At 70.3% G+C, this 15978-nt stretch carries 16 protein-coding genes and 2 tRNA genes; 15 read left to right on the top strand and 3 right to left on the bottom strand.

The window, feature by feature from the left end; all coding sequences use genetic code 11:
* The first annotated feature begins 134 nt into the window (after positions 1-134).
* The 3 genes from ACFWXC_RS17940 to ACFWXC_RS17930 are packed head-to-tail and all read left to right on the top strand — an operon-like array spanning position 135 to position 2874.
* Positions 135-1178: a chorismate-binding protein gene (locus tag ACFWXC_RS17940; protein WP_384479710.1), complete on the top strand. Its 1044-nt coding sequence runs from the start codon at positions 135-137 to the stop codon at positions 1176-1178.
* Positions 1175-1996 carry an aminotransferase class IV gene (locus ACFWXC_RS17935; RefSeq protein ID WP_384479708.1) on the top strand — a complete coding sequence of 274 codons (822 nt, stop codon included), beginning with the start codon at positions 1175-1177 and terminating at the stop codon, positions 1994-1996. The genes ACFWXC_RS17940 and ACFWXC_RS17935 overlap by 4 nt, the downstream gene beginning before the upstream one ends.
* 53 nt (positions 1997-2049) lie before the next feature.
* A complete protein-coding gene (locus tag ACFWXC_RS17930; RefSeq protein ID WP_384479707.1) occupies positions 2050-2874 on the top strand; it encodes a GNAT family N-acetyltransferase in 825 nt (274 codons plus the stop codon).
* A 64-nt stretch (positions 2875-2938) separates the two neighbouring features.
* On the opposite strand, the gene ACFWXC_RS17925 is transcribed toward ACFWXC_RS17930, so the two are convergent.
* Positions 2939-3460: a DsbA family protein gene (locus ACFWXC_RS17925; protein ID WP_384479705.1), complete on the bottom strand. Its 522-nt coding sequence runs from the start codon at positions 3458-3460 to the stop codon at positions 2939-2941.
* Positions 3461-3697: 237 nt separating this feature from the next.
* Between ACFWXC_RS17925 and ACFWXC_RS17920 the strand changes: the two genes are divergently transcribed.
* Positions 3698-4144: a hypothetical protein gene (locus ACFWXC_RS17920; protein WP_384479703.1), complete on the top strand. Its 447-nt coding sequence runs from the start codon at positions 3698-3700 to the stop codon at positions 4142-4144.
* Between the two features lie 258 nt (positions 4145-4402).
* Entirely contained in the window at positions 4403-4555 is a 153-nt protein-coding gene (locus tag ACFWXC_RS17915) for a hypothetical protein (RefSeq protein ID WP_352219917.1), read from the top strand.
* A gap of 130 nt (positions 4556-4685) precedes the next feature.
* Here ACFWXC_RS17915 and ACFWXC_RS17910 read toward each other — a convergent pair whose 3' ends face one another.
* Both ACFWXC_RS17910 and ACFWXC_RS17905 read right to left on the bottom strand, forming a co-directional pair.
* Positions 4686-5246 carry a CGNR zinc finger domain-containing protein gene (locus tag ACFWXC_RS17910; protein WP_384479701.1) on the bottom strand — a complete coding sequence of 187 codons (561 nt, stop codon included), beginning with the start codon at positions 5244-5246 and terminating at the stop codon, positions 4686-4688.
* A gap of 270 nt (positions 5247-5516) precedes the next feature.
* Entirely contained in the window at positions 5517-5930 is a 414-nt protein-coding gene (locus ACFWXC_RS17905) for an SsgA family sporulation/cell division regulator (RefSeq protein ID WP_004002642.1), read from the bottom strand.
* Between the two features lie 191 nt (positions 5931-6121).
* Between ACFWXC_RS17905 and ACFWXC_RS17900 the strand changes: the two genes are divergently transcribed.
* The 10 genes from ACFWXC_RS17900 to ACFWXC_RS17855 all read left to right on the top strand — a co-directional run bounded on the left by ACFWXC_RS17900 (position 6122) and on the right by ACFWXC_RS17855 (position 15881).
* Positions 6122-6586: a TIGR02611 family protein gene (locus ACFWXC_RS17900; protein WP_384479699.1), complete on the top strand. Its 465-nt coding sequence runs from the start codon at positions 6122-6124 to the stop codon at positions 6584-6586.
* A 76-nt stretch (positions 6587-6662) separates the two neighbouring features.
* A tRNA-Val gene (locus ACFWXC_RS17895) sits at positions 6663-6734 on the top strand.
* A 1264-nt stretch (positions 6735-7998) separates the two neighbouring features.
* A complete protein-coding gene (locus tag ACFWXC_RS17890) occupies positions 7999-9285 on the top strand; it encodes an ABC transporter substrate-binding protein (protein ID WP_384479697.1) in 1287 nt (428 codons plus the stop codon).
* Positions 9286-9296: 11 nt separating this feature from the next.
* Positions 9297-10259 (top strand): carbohydrate ABC transporter permease, encoded by a 963-nt coding sequence (locus tag ACFWXC_RS17885; protein WP_384480020.1) that lies wholly within the window; start codon positions 9297-9299, stop codon positions 10257-10259.
* Positions 10229-11113, top strand: coding sequence for a carbohydrate ABC transporter permease (locus ACFWXC_RS17880; protein WP_384479695.1), 885 nt, complete (start codon positions 10229-10231; stop codon positions 11111-11113). Before ACFWXC_RS17885 ends, ACFWXC_RS17880 begins: the two co-directional genes overlap by 31 nt.
* Before the next feature lie 4 nt (positions 11114-11117).
* Entirely contained in the window at positions 11118-11705 is a 588-nt protein-coding gene (locus ACFWXC_RS17875; protein WP_384479693.1) for a hypothetical protein, read from the top strand.
* A 109-nt stretch (positions 11706-11814) separates the two neighbouring features.
* On the top strand, positions 11815-14553 hold the full coding sequence (locus ACFWXC_RS17870; RefSeq protein ID WP_384479691.1) for a Tat pathway signal sequence domain protein: 2739 nt from the start codon (positions 11815-11817) through the stop codon (positions 14551-14553).
* 121 nt (positions 14554-14674) lie between these two features.
* Positions 14675-15121 (top strand): SRPBCC family protein, encoded by a 447-nt coding sequence (locus tag ACFWXC_RS17865; RefSeq protein WP_384479689.1) that lies wholly within the window; start codon positions 14675-14677, stop codon positions 15119-15121.
* A gap of 39 nt (positions 15122-15160) precedes the next feature.
* Positions 15161-15235 (top strand) — tRNA-Val (locus tag ACFWXC_RS17860).
* A 229-nt stretch (positions 15236-15464) separates the two neighbouring features.
* Positions 15465-15881, top strand: a complete 417-nt coding sequence (locus ACFWXC_RS17855) for an ester cyclase (RefSeq protein WP_384479687.1) — start codon at positions 15465-15467, stop codon at positions 15879-15881.
* Positions 15882-15978: the final 97 nt, after the last annotated feature.

Below are 15978 nucleotides of genomic sequence, written 5' to 3'. Positions count from 1 at the left end.
CTAGCGGATTCCCGGGCCAGCACAAAAACGCGTTTGCGCAGCGTGCTGCGCCTGACCCGGCAGACGACGTGGTCAGGGCCCCCTTGACGACACGCCCGGGTCACCCCCAGGACACCCGCCATAGACTCGACGACGTGCTCCATCACCCTCCTCTCGCCCGGTTCGGCGCACGTCTCGCCACCGGTCTCCTCGATGTCACCAGCGATCCCGCGGCCCTCGACTCCACCGGATTCTGGGCCGTCTGCGCGGACTTCGAGGGCCGGCTGACCTGTGCCCGGTTCGGCGACGTACGGGAGGAACCGGTGCCCGCGCCGGTGCCGGGGCAGTGGCGGGGCCCGGCCGCCGGTGACTGGACGTCGTCCCTCGACCGCGCCGCGTACACGACCGCCGTGCGGCGGATCCGTACGTATATCGCGGCCGGCGAGGTCTACCAGGCCAATCTGTGCCGTGTGCTGTCCGCGCCGGCCGCCCCGGACTCCGACGTGGACGCCTTGACCGCACTGCTGGCCCGCGGCAACCCGGCGCCGTACGCCGGAACGATTCGGCTCCCGGAACACGGTGTCGAGATAGCCACCGCCTCGCCCGAGCTGTTCCTGCGCCGGACGGGGCGGACCGTCGAGAGCGGACCCATCAAGGGCACCGGCCGCACCGAGGCGGACCTCCTGGAGAAGGACTACGCCGAGAACGTGATGATCGTGGACCTGGTCCGCAACGACATCGGGCGGGTCTGCGCCACCGGCACGGTGACCGTCCCCGACCTGTGCGCCGTCGAGAAGCATCCCGGGCTCGTCCACCTGGTCTCCACGGTCCGGGGCGAGCTGCGCGTGGGGGCGGGCTGGGCCGAGCTGCTCGCCGCGGCCTTCCCGCCCGGCTCCGTCACCGGCGCGCCGAAGTCGAGCGCCCTGCGGATCATCGAGGAGCTGGAGACCGCGCCGCGCGGCCCGTACTGCGGCGGCATCGGCTGGGTCGACGCGGACCGGGGCGTCGGCGAGCTGGCGGTGGGCATCCGCACCTTCTGGATCGACCGGGGAGCGGGCGCGCTGCGGTTCGGTACCGGGGCGGGGATCACCTGGGGATCCGACCCGGAGGGTGAATGGCGGGAGACCGAGCTGAAGGCCGCCCGGCTCCTCGCGGTAGCGTCGGGTAGGTACGACATGAACGAAGGGGACCTCGGGTGAAGATCTGGCTGGACGGCGGGCTGCAGGACGTCGAGTCCGCGCGTGTCTCCGTGTTCGACCACGGGCTGACCGTGGGGGACGGCATCTTCGAGACGGTGAAGGCGACCGAGGGCAGGCCCTTCGCGCTCACCCGGCATCTCGACCGGCTGACCCGCTCGGCCCGGGGTCTCGGTCTGCCCGACCCCGACCACGACGAGGTGCGCCGGGCGTGCGAGGCGGTGCTGGCGGCCAACCCGATGCCGCTGGGCCGGCTGCGCATCACCTACACCGGCGGCCACGGGCCGCTCGGCTCCGACCGCGGTGACCGCGGCCCCACCCTCGTGGTCGCCCTCGGGGAGACCGGCCGCCGCGCCGACTCCACCGCCGTCGTCACGGTCCCCTGGACCCGCAACGAGCGCGGCGCGCTCACCGGCCTGAAGACCACCTCGTACGCCGAGAACGTCGTGGCCCTGGCCCGTGCCCACCAACACGGCGCCACCGAGGCCCTGTTCGCCAACACCGTCGGGCAGCTCTGCGAGGGCACCGGCTCCAACGTCTTCGTCGTCCTCGACGGCGAGATCCACACCCCGCCGGTCGCGTCCGGCTGTCTGGCCGGCATCACCCGCGCCCTGACCGTCGAGTGGACCGGCGCCAAGGAGACCGACCTGCCCCTGGACGTCCTGGAGCGGGCCGACGAGGTCTTCCTGACCTCCACCCTGCGTGATGTCCAGGCCGTGCATCGGGTCGACGACCGCGAACTCCCCGGCGCCCCCGGCCCGGTCACCGCCAAGGCGATGCGGATCTTCGACGAGCGGTCCGGGCAGGACCTGGATCCGTAAGAGCCGCTTTTAATGGGCTGACGTGGGCGTCCGTGGCGGGTAGAACACCTCTGATGACCACGACCCTGCGGCCGACCGAGCCGCTTCAGCACGAAGCCGACGGGACGCGTTCACGCCGGTACCAGGTGTGTGTGAACAGCCGTCCCGTCGGCGCGATACATCTCGGCGTGAGTCCCCAGTTCGGCGACTCGGTGGGCCGGATTCTGGACCTGCGCATCGAGGAGCCGGACCGCCGCCGAGGCCGGGGCACGGTCGCCGCGCTCGCCGCGGAGGAAGTGCTGCGCGGGTGGGGGTGTACGCGGATCGAGACATCGGTGCCGGGGGAGGCGGAAGCGGCACTCAAGGCGGCGACCGCTCTCGGCTACCTCGTACGCAACCGCCACATGGAGAAGCCGCTCGGCGACACCCCGCCCGGTCTGCCCGCCGGGAGCCGGGGGCGGTCCATGACCCCGGCGGAGTTCGGCCCTTGGCGGGAAGAGCTCCAGGAGAGCTACGCGCAGAGCTGGTTCGAGCGCGGAGTGCCCGAGGCCGAGGCCAAGGCCAAGGCTCTGCGGGACACCGTCGGCTTTCTGCCCGACGGCCTGGCCACCCCCGGAATGGTCTTGAGCGTCCTGGACCACGAAGGAACCGCGGTCGGCACACTCTGGACGGGCACCCGGGAGGACAGGGCTTTCGTCTACAAGGTCGAGACCGACGCGCGCCACCGGGGCAGGGGACACGGCCGCACGCTGATGCTCCTGGCGGAGGCGCAGGGCGTCGCGGCCGGCCGGCCGGCCATCCTGTTGAACGTCTTCGCGGGCAATACCCCCGCCGAGCGGCTCTACGAGTCACTCGGCTACGAGACGATCACCTACCACCTGTACAAGAACCTGCTCTGAAAGCCGCTCCGGAACCGGCTGTGCGGTCGGGCTGCGGGGCCGGGCTGTGGGGTCCGGCTGTGGATCACTGCTCCCGCTCGGCCAGCAGCCGGTCCGCGATCTCCGTCACCCGCTCGCGCAGGCCCTCCTGGCTCTTGCCGCCGTCGAGGCGTTCGCCCCCGATGACGTAGGTCGGGGTGCCCGTCACGCCGATGGCCTGCCCCTCGGCCTGGTCGGCGTCGACGATCAGGATGTGCCGGCCGTCGACCAGCGCGGTGTCGAACTCCTCCGCGTCCAGGCCCAGTTCACGGGCCACCTCGACCAGGAACGGCTCGCCCTTGCGGTCCAGCTCCTCGACCCGGCCGAGGACCGCCTCGACGTACTCCCAGCCCTTGCCCTGCTCCAGCGCCTCCTCGGCGGCCTGCGCGGCGGCGAAGGCGTGCTTGTTCTTCTCCAGCGGGAAGTGCCGCAGCCGCAGCTCCAGCCGGTCGCCGTACCGGGCGCGCAGGGCGCGGAGGTCGTCCAGGGCGCTGCGGCAGTCGGGACACTGGAGATCGCACCAGACGTCGAGGACCGGGGCGTCGGTGGGCGCGGGGGAGTCGTTCATGGCGACCAGTCTTCCAGGCCGGGCTCCGTCGACCCAATCGTGACGCTGGGCGGCGGCCGGTGGCCGGCTGTGATCACCGTTCGTACCTGGGGTGGAGACGACCCGGAGGGGACCCCGAGATGCCCCTGATTGTCAGGCCCGGGCATGGATCGCACGGGCCGGGCGGTGCACGATGGAGGGGGCACGACGCAGCGTGTGTCCGTCGCCCCGCCCGACCGAGCCCGCCAGGAGGACCGGATGATCGCCGAGACAGTCTGTTCCGCCGCGTCCGCGGCCGGCCTGGGCATCGCCGTGGTGACCGCCTACCGCAAGCGGTACCTGTCGGCGGCCCGTATAGCCGCCTACTCACTCGTGCCCGTCGGCCTGGTCATGACGGGAGTGGTCGGCTGGCTCGCCGACACGGCGTTCAGCCCCACCGCCTGGGCGGGCTTCGGGGTGCTCGGCGCGGCCTGGGCCCTGTTCGCGTCATCGCGTGCTGTGGAGCGCCGACGCGGTGGCACCCGCGCCGAGCGCAAGGCGGCCGCCCGGGACACGAAGCGGGACGCCGTCGCTCCTGCCGCCTCGGCACCCTCGCTGGGTCCCGCCACCCGCCCGGCGGCCAAGCCCGCGGGGTCGCCCCGAGGTACCGGGTCGGGTGAGGACTTCAGCGACATCGAGGCCATCCTGAAGAAGCACGGGATATGACCCACCCGCGGCGGCGGGGGCGTGCGGGAGACGGCGGCGCCCCCGTCGCGCGGGCCCGGCGCTGTTCAGACGGGTCGCGGCGGATGCATATGACAGTCACATGAGGCATTGAAACGACACAGTGCGCCTACGGCGTGCGCGGAAGCGTTCACCGGGCGAGCGGAAGCGAACCGGACATCACGGAATTCGGCGAACTCCCGCCCATTCCGGGCGTGTTGATCGCGCAGAGGGTGCCCGCTAGGTCATCATCGCCGCGAGATGCTGGACACGAAACAGAGCGAGGCCGTGCCGCCGAAGGACGAGCCGCGCGGGTGCCTCTTCGCCCTTTCCCAGCCACCGCTGATGATCTTCCTTGCGGTGATCGGGTGTCTGCTCCTCATGGCTGCGCTGCACGACCTGCTGTGGCTGTGAGCCGTACCCGCCCGTCCCGGCGCCACCCGCCGGGACAGGCGTCGGCATCGACGAACCCCGACGACGAACCTGCCGATGAACCCCGACGGCGGACCGGGCCGGCGGCTCGGTGAGATCCGCCTTTCGGGGATCAGCCCGCCGCCTCCTTGCGGCGTGCCCGGTAGGCGGCGACATGCAGCCGGTTTCCGCAGGTCCGGCTGTCGCAGTAGCGGCGCGAGCGGTTGCGGGAGAGGTCGACGAAGGCGCGCCGGCAGTCCGGGGCCTCGCAGCGCCGCAGCCGCTCCTGCTCTCCGGCGACGACGAAGAACGCGAGCGCCATCCCGCAGTCGGCGGCGAGGTGGTCGGCCACCGAGGCGCCGGGCGCGAAATAGTGCACATGCCAGTTGTAGCCGTCGTGGTCCGTGAGCTGGGGCGTGGTGCCCGCGGCCGCGACCAGTTCGTTGATCATCCCGGCGGCGATCCGGGCGTCCGGGGCGGCGAAGATCCCCGCGAACCGGCCGCGGACCTTGCGCACCGCCGACAGGTCGAACTCCGAGAGCACGCCCACATCGCTCATGTCGTGGTTCCGTACGAAAACCTGGAGCGCCGCGACATCGGACAGCCCGTCCGGCGCCGAGTCGTCCTCCGGCGCGGTGTTCACCAGATCCACCACGGCGTCGAGGGAACACCGGGTGTCGTGGGTGATCAGCACGTTTCGCTCCCTGGCCTGAGGGTCGGGCGGGCGCCCGCCGATGGTGGCCGATCGTAGCGACATACGGCTCCGGCGCATCGTGCTCTGCCCCACTCGTCGCTGCCCTGTAGAACGCGCACCGCCCGGCGGGGGTTCCCAGGGCGCACGGACACACCGGCGCCGCCCCCGTGACCGATCACGGTGGCGGCGCCGGTGCTGCCGTATGCGGTTGTCTAGGCCCGAGCCGTCTCCCCGAGTGGACGGCGCCGGGCGGCTTGCAGGGGCGTTGCCCTAGCTCTCCGCCAGAATGTGCGAGAGCTCCTGATCGAGATCGAAGTGCCGGTGTTCCGTGCCGGGCGGCACGGCGGCGTCAGTTCGCTTCAGGAAGGATTCCAGGGCCCGCGCCGGGGCTTCGAGCAGGGCTTCGCCCTCCGGAGAGCTCAGGGCGATGCACACGACGCCCTGACCGTGACTGCGGGACGGCCAGACGCGGACGTCGCCGGTGCCGGTGGGGCGGTGCAGCCCCTCGGCGAGGAGGTCGCGGGCGAACACCCACTCGACGGTCTCCTCGGCTCCGGTGTGGAAGGTGGCGTGCACGGCGTAGGGGTCGGCCGTGTCGTACCGCAGGCCTGCGGGGACAGGCAGGGAGGACTCGCTCGACACAACGAGGCGCAGGTGCAGCTCGCAGCTGACCGTGGTGTTCATAAGCGCCAGGGCCTTTCGCTCAGTGTGCGCTCGGGGATTCGCACGTCGGCGAAATCGACATGCCACCTACGGTGCCGTTGTAAACCCCTCTGAGTGTTTTGCGTGTGTTTACGTAACTCTTCCGGCCGAGAACCTCGGCGCGATCTACGACCATTCCGGTGACCGGAATCGGTCAGGTAGTGTTTGGTCGTATGAATACGGGGAGTAACGAACCGGGCGAGGTCGCCGTGGCCTCGGACGGGAGCGAGGTGGACGGAACGGAGCCGGACGGGGCGCGCGACGAGCGGGGGCTCGGATCGCGGGCGCCCGAGTTCATCAAGGCACGCCGGATGCTGCACCTGAGCTGGCAGGTCGGGGTCTTCGCGGTCGGCCTCGCGGTGGTGGGCGTGGGTATCGTCCTGCTGCCGTTGCCGGGACCGGGCTGGGTGATCATCTTCGGTGGCATGGCGATCTGGGCGACCGAGTTCGTCTGGGCCCAGCTGGTGCTCCGCTGGACGAAACGCAAGGTCACGGAGGCGGCCCAGAAGGCCCTCGACCCCAAGGTGCGCCGCCGCAACATCACGCTGACGGTGATCGGCCTGGTGATCGTGGCCGGCCTGGTCGGGATCTACCTCTCCAAGTTCGGCATAGTGATGCCCTGGAAGATCGAGGAGTGATCCGGCCGACGGCCGAGGGCCCCCGGCGACTGGTCGGGGGCACCCCCTGACATGGGGTAATGTTCTTCCTGCGTCCGGGCGATTAGCTCAGTGGGAGAGCGCTTCGTTCACACCGAAGAGGTCACTGGTTCGAACCCAGTATCGCCCACCCGGAACCGCGGCCCCCCGGCGAGAGAGCAGGTGGGCCGCGGTGGTTTCAGGGCCGGGGAGAGGTGTGGGTGCGGCTCTGGCGGCGCCGCCCACCCCGTGCGGCATGCCTGCGGCCGGCTGGTGTGCGGGCGGTGCGGCTCCGGGCGGGCGTTCTCCGTGCGTGTCCTGTCCATCGCGCGGTCGGGCTGCTGGGCGGTAGTGCTCCAGCGCGGCGTGCTCCCGCCCGGCGGTGCTCCAGCGCGGCGTGCTCCCGCCCGGCGGTGCTCCCGCCCGGCGGTGCTCCCGCGTGGCGGTGCGAAGAGCTGTGCGACGCCCTGACCGCCCTCCGCGGCACCTGTCTGCCTTGCGGCGCGCCCCCGCGTCTGACGGTGCCTCCCCGCGTCTGGCGGCGCCCCCCCCCGCGCCTGACGGCGCCCCCCCGCGCCTGACGGCGCCCCCCCCCGCGTCTGACGGTCGCCCCCGCGTCTGACGGTCGCCCCCGCGCCTGACGGTGCCGGTCGACGCAGGTGAGGTGTGTCGGTCGGTGTCGACGCCGTCGCGCTCCGTCATTCTCCGGGCGATGCGGAGAGGTTCCCGTCCGTCCGTGTGACGCGGACGAACACGGTCGGTGCACGGTCCCTCGCCGGACCGGTCGGAGGCTGATGGCACCAGGTGGGCACCGTCAACGGCGGACGGTGATCTTCAGGGCAAGCCCGCCGGGTCGGGGCATGACAAGTCGCACCGGGGCCGGAGTCGTCGGAGGAGTCGGCCCTGTCGCCCGACCCGGACCCGCACAGTCCCGCGAGCCCGCACCGCGTCCCACCCTCGACTCGCACCCGCACGATCCGTGCGCCCTTCACCGCCTCCCCTTCTCCATGCCGACCGCTCCGAGCCTCCGCGCGGAAGGAGATCCACGGCGCCCACCCACCCCCTCGCGGACCCTGCAGCGCATCCTCGTCCCGGCTCGGCCGCCGGCCTGGTCTCCGGCCCGGTCTCCAACCCCGCCCTCACCCCGGACCGCGCATGGAAGTCAACCCGTAACCCCCGGCCACCGCAGGCCACTTCACGTTCGGCACCCCGACCGCACGCCCCTTACCTGCGACGTCACCCACCCTCCGGTCGCCGCGCCCGCGCCCCGCCGCGCCTCACCGCCACCCCCGGTCACAAGAAATTCCTGTCCGAATCATTGACGCCTCACCGGCCCCTCCGTACCTTGTGCCAGCAAGCGCTTACTTGAAACGATTCATGCAAGCGTCGGCGACGCTGCGGGGAGGGGCCCGACTGTGGGAACGAGCAGGAAAGTGGAGAGGCGGACCGTCCTGAAGGCGGCTGGGGCCTCGGCGGCCGCGCTCGGGCTCGCCGCGACGACCGGGTGTGGCGGCGGAAGCGGTTCCGGGGACGGGACGGTGACGATCCGTTACTCGTGGTGGGGTGCCGAGGAACGCGCCACGAAGATCAACCAGACCATCAAGCTCTTCGAGAAGAAGTACCCGAAGATCAAGGTCAAGACGGACTTCCAGACATATCAATCGTTCTGGGAGAAGTTCCAGACCCAGGCCGCCGGCGGAAATCCCCCGGACGTTTTCCAGAATGCCGTCACCTTTCTTCGGAAGTACGACAAGCGAGGAATTCTCCTCGACCTCAAGTCTCAGGTTCAGGCAGGCAATCTGAGCCTGGATCACTTCCGGGCCGACGTCACGAAGGTCGGCGAGGTCGACGGCAAGCAACTCGGAATCCCCGTCGGTTCCAACACCATGGCGCTCGTCATCGACAGGAAGGTCTTCGAGAAGGCCGGCGTCGAACCGCACGCGGGCTGGACCTGGGACGACTACTTCAAGGCCCTGAAAACCATCCATGACAAGACCGGGGTCGCGGGGGACACCGGCTACTTCGCCATCATGTACCTCTACGACCTCTACCTCCGCCAGAACGGCAAGGCGTTCTACACGGCCGACGGACTCGGCTTCGACAAGACCGACCTGACGGAGTGGTGGACCGACGGCTACAGCCGCGTCAAGGCCGGCATCGTCACGGACCCGAAGGTCGTCGCCCAGGACGCCCCCAAGTCGTCCCTCTCGGCCGGTCACGGCGCCTCCGAGTTCACCTGGGACAACTTCACCGTGCGCTACTCGTCGGAGGGCGACAGCACCTACGGCCTCGCCCCGATCCCGACCATGGACGGCAAGCACACCGGGCAGTACCTCGCCTCCCTGATGCTGAGCGCCTCCGCCCGTACCGCTCACCCCAAGGAGGTCGCGCAGTTCATCGCCTTCATGGTCCACGACCCCGAGGTCGGCAAGATCATGGGCTACGACCGGGGCATCCTCGCGAGCACCGAGCAGTACGCGGCGTTCAAGCCGACCGACGCGGTGAACAAGGAGATCGCGCAGTACGAGGACGACACCGCCAAGGCGGGCGTCCTCGGCACGATCACCCCGCACCCTTCCGGTGCCGACACCATCGAGGCCGCCTTCCTGCGGATCGGCGGCGACCTCGGACAGGGCAAGACGAAGGTCGCGGACGCGGTGAAGCAGTTCTTCACCGAGTCCGAGGCCGCCTTCCAGGCCTGATGGGACGTGCCGTGACGCTCGTCAAGGACTCCCTGCCCGCGGCGCGCGGGACGCGTTCGGCCGCCTCCGCCGCAACGGGGCGGCGGCCGGGCCGCCGGCGCGAGAACCTCGCCGGATACCTCTTCATGTCCCCGTGGATCGCCGGCTTCCTGCTGCTGACCGCGGGCCCGATGGTCGCCTCGCTGTACTTCGCGTTCACCGACTACAACCTCTTCAACACCCCGAAGTGGGTCGGGTTCGACAACTTCACCAAGATGTTCGACGATCCCCGCTGGCAGAAGTCGGTGGAGGTGACCGCGAAGTACGTGGTCATCGGCACCCCGCTGAAGCTGCTGCTCGCCCTCGGGGTGGCCCTGCTCCTCGCCCAGAGCCGGCGGGGCCAGGCCTTCTACCGGGCCGCTTTCTACGCCCCCTCGCTGATCGGCGCGAGCGTCTCCGTCGGCTTCGTCTGGCGGTCGCTGTTCTCCGACGACGCGATCGTGGACCGTACCCAGTCCTTCTTCGGCTGGCACGTCGGCGGCTGGGTCGGCAACGCCGACTGGGTGCTGTACTGCCTGGTCGCGCTGACCGTGTGGCAGTTCGGCGCCCCCATGGTCATCTTCCTTGCGGGCCTGAAGCAGGTGCCGAAGGAGCTGTACGAGGCGGCCGAGATGGACGGCGCCGGGCCGTTCCGGAAGTTCTGGAACGTCACCCTGCCGATGATCTCGCCGGTGCTGTTCTTCAACGTGCTCCTGGAGACCATCCACTCCTTCCAGATATTCGGCTCGGCCTACGTCGTCTCCAACACGTACTGCGGTCCGGCCGACGCCACGCTCGTCTACACCTGTTACCTCTACCAGCAGGGCTTCCAGAACGCCCGGATGGGCTTCGCCGCCGCCATGGCCTGGATGCTGCTGCTCGCCGTCGCCCTGGTGACGGCCGTCCTCTTCTGGTCCCAGAAGAAATGGGTGCACTACGAGGAGGCCGCCCGATGAGTTCTCCCGCTCTCTCCCGGAAGCACACCGGCTCGCTCGCCTGGCACCTCGGGGCCCTGCTGATCCTCGCGGTCATCCTCTACCCGGTGGTCTGGGTGATCGGCGCCTCGTTCAAACCCAGCAAGGACATCATCAACAGCCTCCAGCTGTTGCCGTCCCACCCGATCCTGTCCAACTTCAAGGGCCTCGCCGACGGCATCGCGGACATCTCGATCTGGACCTTCTTCCAGAACTCGCTCTTCTACGCGCTCGGCGCCGTCGCCGGCGTGCTGATCTCCTGCTCGCTCACCGCCTACGCCTTCGCCCGGATCCGCTTCGCCGGCCGCAATCTGCTCTTCTCCCTGATGATCGGCACCCTGCTGCTGCCGTACCACGTACTGCTGATCCCGCAGTACGTGATGTTCCAGAAACTGGGCTGGATCAACACCTACACCCCCCTGCTGATCGGGAAGTACCTCGCCACCGAGGCCTTCTTCGTCTTCCTGATGGTGCAGTTCATGCGGAACCTGCCCCGGGAACTGGACGAGGCGGCCCGGCTCGACGGCTGCGGGCACTTCCGCATCTACTGGTCGATCGTGCTGCCGCTGTGCCGGCCCGCCCTGATCACCAGCGCGATCTTCACCTTCATCAACGCCTGGAACGACTTCATGGGCCCGCTGATCTACCTCAACGAGCCCGGCAAGTACACGGTCTCCCTGGGCCTGATGATGTTCCGCGACTCCGACGGCGTGGCCGCCAACTACGGCGGGATGATCGCCATGTCCCTGGTCGCGCTGCTGCCCGTGCTGCTGTTCTTCCTCGCCTTCCAGCGCTATCTGATCGACGGAATGGCGACCTCCGGACTGAAGGGCTGAGGCCGTGACCGACGACGTACGGGTGAAGTCCACCGCCTTCTCCGACCGTTTCGGCGTCTTCGCCGAGTGTCTGCTCACCGGCGTGTGGATCGCCGTCGCGTCCCTGGGGGTCGTCACCTACCCGGCCGCCTTCGCCGCCGGAGCCCGGCACCTGCGCCGCCGTACCGGCCAGGTGGGCGGCGGCTGGCGGGAGTTCGTCGAGGACTTCCGGATCGCCCTGCGCGGCGGCCGGCTGGTCGGGCTCGCCGGGTGGGGTGCGGTCGCCGTCGCCTGGGTGGACGTCCAGGCCGTGCGGGCCGGGCTGCCGGGCGGCCCGTTCGTCGGGGCCGTCGGCCTGTTCGCGGTGATCGGCCTCGCCGTCGCGGGGCTGCGCGCGGCGGCCGTCTGGGCGCCCGGCGACCGCTGGCGCACCCTGCTCGCGGCGGCCGGCCGGCGTACCGTCCTCGACCCCGGCGGATCCTTCCTGCTCGTCGGGGGAGCGGTCCTGGTGGTCTGTTCCGCCCTGCTCATCGCGCCGCTGGCGGTGCCCGTGCTGGGCGCCGTCGCGGCGGCGGCCGTCGCCGTGGAGGAGCGCCACCGGCGCCGCCGCTGACCGGCCTCGCACCAGGGGCGGCGCCTCCGGCGTCGCACCTCTCTCTGTCATGCCCCTGACCAACCTGCCTCTGACCACCCCGCACGCGTACGGAAAGGAAAGGCGGACCATGTCTCCCATCCCCCGCAGGTCCCTTCTCAAGGCGGCCGCCGTCGCCGGTGCCGCAGCCCAGTTCAGCTGGGCGCTGGGCGCCAAGGACGCGCAGGCCGCGCCCGGAGCCGAGGCCGCCGACGCGGACCCGGTGACCCTGGACTGGCTGGAGGACGGCGGCCTCGGCGCCGCGCCCGGCTCGACCGTCGGGGTGCCCTGGCCGATGGGCGCGTTCCAGGAGGACCAGACCTTCGCGCTGACGGACGAGGACGGCAAGGACGTACCCGTCCAGTCCTGGCCGATCGCCTACTGGCCGGACGGCTCCCTCAAGTGGACCGCCCACGCGGTGAGTTCCGGCAGCGGCACGCTCACGCTCGCGGCGGGCGACGCGGTGGCGCCCGACCAGAAGGTCACCGTCTCCACGGGCGGCGGGACCATCGACGTGTCCACCGGCGTGATCTCCGTGAAGATCGGCAAGAACGGCTCGACGCTCGTCAAGTCGGTCACCCGCGGCTCGACGGAGATCGCCAGGAACGGGCGGCTCGTCCTCATCCGCCAGCCCGAGATCGAGGACGAGGACCAGGGCGCGGTCAGGACCGAGCGCTTCGACGGCGCCATCGACGCGGTGACCGTCGAACAGGACGGGCCGGTCCGCGCGGTCGTCCGGATCGACGGCAAGCACCGCAAGGGCGGCCGGAGCTGGCTGCCGTTCTCGATCCGCCTCTACTTCTACGCGGGCGCCGACTCCTTCCGGATGGTCCACACGATCACGTACGACGGCACCCAGGAGCCGGGCAGGGCGAGCGGTGACTTCATCCGCGGGCTGGGCGTGCGCTTCAGCGTGCCGATGCGCGACGAGGCGTACGACCGGCACATCCGCATCGGCGGTGAGGGAACGGGCCTGCTGCGGGAGGCCGTCCAGGGCGTCACCGGGCTGCGCCGCGACCCGGGCGCGGCCGTCCAGGCGGCCCAGTACGCGGGGGAGAAGCTGGCCGACCCGTCCACCTGGGACCAGCGGGTGACGACCCGGTTGCAGTACATCCCGCACTGGGGCGACTACACCCTCGCCCAGCTCTCCGCCGACGGCTTCACCCTGCGCAAGCGCACGAAGAAGGGGTACGGCTGGATCGCGGCCGGCGGCGGCAGACGGGCCTCCGGTTTCGGTTACGTCGGTGGCGCGAGCGGCGGATTCTCCTTCGGTCTCAGGGACTTCTGGGAGAAGTTCCCCGCCCAGCTGGACATCCGGGACGCCCACACCGACGAGGCCGAGGTCACCCTCTGGCTCTGGTCGCCCGAGGCCCAGCCGATGGACCTGCGCTTCTACCACGACGGCATGGGGCAGGACACGTACGCCGAGCAGCTCCAAGGTCTTGAGATCACCTACGAGGACTACGAGCCGGAGTTCGGCACCCCCTACGGCATCGCCCGCACCTCCGAACTCCTCTTCTGGGCCAACGAGTCGACGCCGACGCCGCAGACGCTGGCCGACCAGGTCGACGCCGTCCGGGTACTGCCCCAGCTCACCGCCCCGCCCAGGCAGCTCATCCAGGCCAAGGTCTTCGGCCCCGGCCTCTACTCCGAACCCGACCGCTCCACCGCCGCCAAGGCGAAGATCGAGGATCACCTCGACTTCCTCTTCACCTACTACAAGGACCAGGTGGAGCAACGCCGTTGGTACGGCTTCTGGGACTACGGCGACTTCATGCACAGCTACGACACCGTGCGCCACCAGTGGCGGTACGACGTCGGCGGGTACGCCTGGGACAACTCCGAGCTCTCGCCCGACCTGTGGCTCTGGTATGCGTACCTCAGAAGCGGCCGCGCGGACATCTTCCGGTTCGCGGAGGCGCTCACCCGGCACACCGGCGAGGTCGACGTCTACCACCTCGGCCAGTGGGCCGGTCTCGGCACCCGGCACGGCATCCAGCACTTCGCGGACAGCGCCAAACAGCAGCGCATCTCCAACACCACCTACCGGCGCTTCTACTACTTCCTCACCGCCGACGAACGCGTCGGCGACCTCATGGCGGCCAACGTCGACTCCGACGAGACCTTCCTCGTCCTCGATCCGATCCGCAAGATCCGTACCGACCCCTACACCCCCGACCGGCACGCCCTCTCCGTCGGGTTCGGCACCGACTGGAGCGGTCTGGTCTCGGCCTGGCTCACCGAGTGGGAACGCAAGGGCCCCAAGTGGGAGAAGGCCAAGGCGCGGGTCCTGTCGACCATGGAGGGCATCGCCGCCCAGCCCAACGGATTCGTCCAGGGCAGCGGCCTGTACGACCTCGACACCGGCAAGTTCGCCACCGCCGCCACCCCGGTGGTCTCCGTGTCCCACCTCTCGGCGGTCTTCGGCCTCAACGAACTCTGCGCCGAACTCATCTACCTGACCGACATGCCGGAGTTCAACGAGGTGTACTTCGACTACTGCCGCTACTTCAACGCCACCAAGGCCGAACAGGCGGCACGCTACGGCGCCAACTTCGGCACCCTGCTGCTCTTCCAGGGCCACTCCCGGCTAGACGCCTACGCCGCCGTGCAGACCGGCGACGAGACGCTCGCCAAGCGCGCGTGGACGAAGTTCTACAGCTCCGACGGCTATACGGAGTCCTCGCCGTGGAAGACCGAGCCGCTCTCCGGCCCGGTCGCGCTGGTGGCGGGCAGCGAGGCGAGCTGGGTGTCCTCCAACGACACCGCGCTGTACGGGCTCGCGGCCATCGAGAACCTCGCCCTGCTGGGCGACAGGATGCCGTCGTAGCAGGTGAGAGGGGGAGCGCCGTCGCACGGGCGGCGGCGCTCGCACCCATGAGTGTGGTCCCGGTCACTCCGTACGGCATGAGTACGCGTACTCAGATCGATCCGGTGGGCAGACTCCGCCCATGGACTGGACCCACTACCGCTTCCGCAGCCTGTGGCCGTTGCCCGCCGAGTGCGCCGCCGTCTACCAGGCCCTCGAGCGGGTCGAGGAGTACCCGCGCTGGTGGCCGCAGGTGCGTGCGGTCAGCCGACTGAACGACACCACCGGCATCATCACCATCCGCTCGGTCCTGCCGTACGACATGACGTTCACCGCACGCGAGACCCGGCGCGACCCGGCCGCCGGGGTGCTGGAGATCGCGATGAGCGGTGACATCGAGGGCTGGTCCCGCTGGACGGTCACCGCCGACGGCACCGGAACCCTGGCCCGCTACGACCAGGTCGTCGACGTCAGCAAGCCGCTGCTGCGCCGACTTGCGGTCCCCGGGCGGCCGTTCTTCCGTGCCAACCACCGGCTGATGATGCGGGCGGGGCGGCGCGGACTGCTCGGGCACCTGCAAGCGGTTTGAACGAAACCCGCCGGTCCCTGTATCGTTCACTGCGTTCCCGGGCGATTAGCTCAGTGGGAGAGCGCTTCGTTCACACCGAAGAGGTCACTGGTTCGAACCCAGTATCGCCCACCACCGGGAAGGCCGGTCCGCCTGTGCGGACCGGCCTTTTTGCGTGTGATCCGGCTGAATGGCGCCGGCTCGACCCCCGGTGCTCGGTGCCCGTGGACGGGCCCGGCGTCGTCGGGGCCTGTCGTGTGGGCATGCCGGGGTCGGGCGGCGGAGGTACGGTCGGGGGACGGGAGGGATGCGGACCGCTCAGCCGACGAACAGGCCGGTGTCCGAGACACGCCCGGGAGGACCCATGGCTCAGCAAGCGAACATCGCCGCGCAGACCGCCTTCGGAGAGGCCGTCGTCTCCGGCAACCTCGACGCCCTCGACGAGATCGTCGCCTCCCACTCGGTCGACCATGATCCCGCCCCGGGACAGGGGCCGGGGCCCGAGGGGTACAAGGGCATGTTCGGCGAGTTGCGAGAGGCGTTCCCCGACTTGAACGTCCAGGTGGAGCATCTGCTGGCCACCGACGACGAGTTGGCCTTCGCGTACGTCATCTCCGGGACGCATCTGGGACCGCTCATGGGGCGACCGGCGACCGGCAGGAAGGTGAGCTACCGAGGCATGCAGATCAGCCGCTTCGACAGCGACGGCAAGCTCGTCGAACGCTGGGGCAGCAGCGACGAACTCGGCATGCTGCGGCAACTCGGCCTCGCCGCGCTATGAGGCCGTGAAGTGAAGCCGTGAAGTGAGGCCGTGAAGTGGCGGGGGGGCCGGGGGTGGGGGGCCCCCCCCCGGAGGGGGGCGGCGGGCGGTGCCGGCC

It is taken from the genome of Streptomyces sp. NPDC058683 (genome assembly GCF_042716195.1).
Taxonomy (GTDB): domain Bacteria; phylum Actinomycetota; class Actinomycetes; order Streptomycetales; family Streptomycetaceae; genus Streptomyces.
Note: the sequence above shows the minus strand (reverse complement) of the source record. Positions and strands in the feature narration are given on the sequence as shown.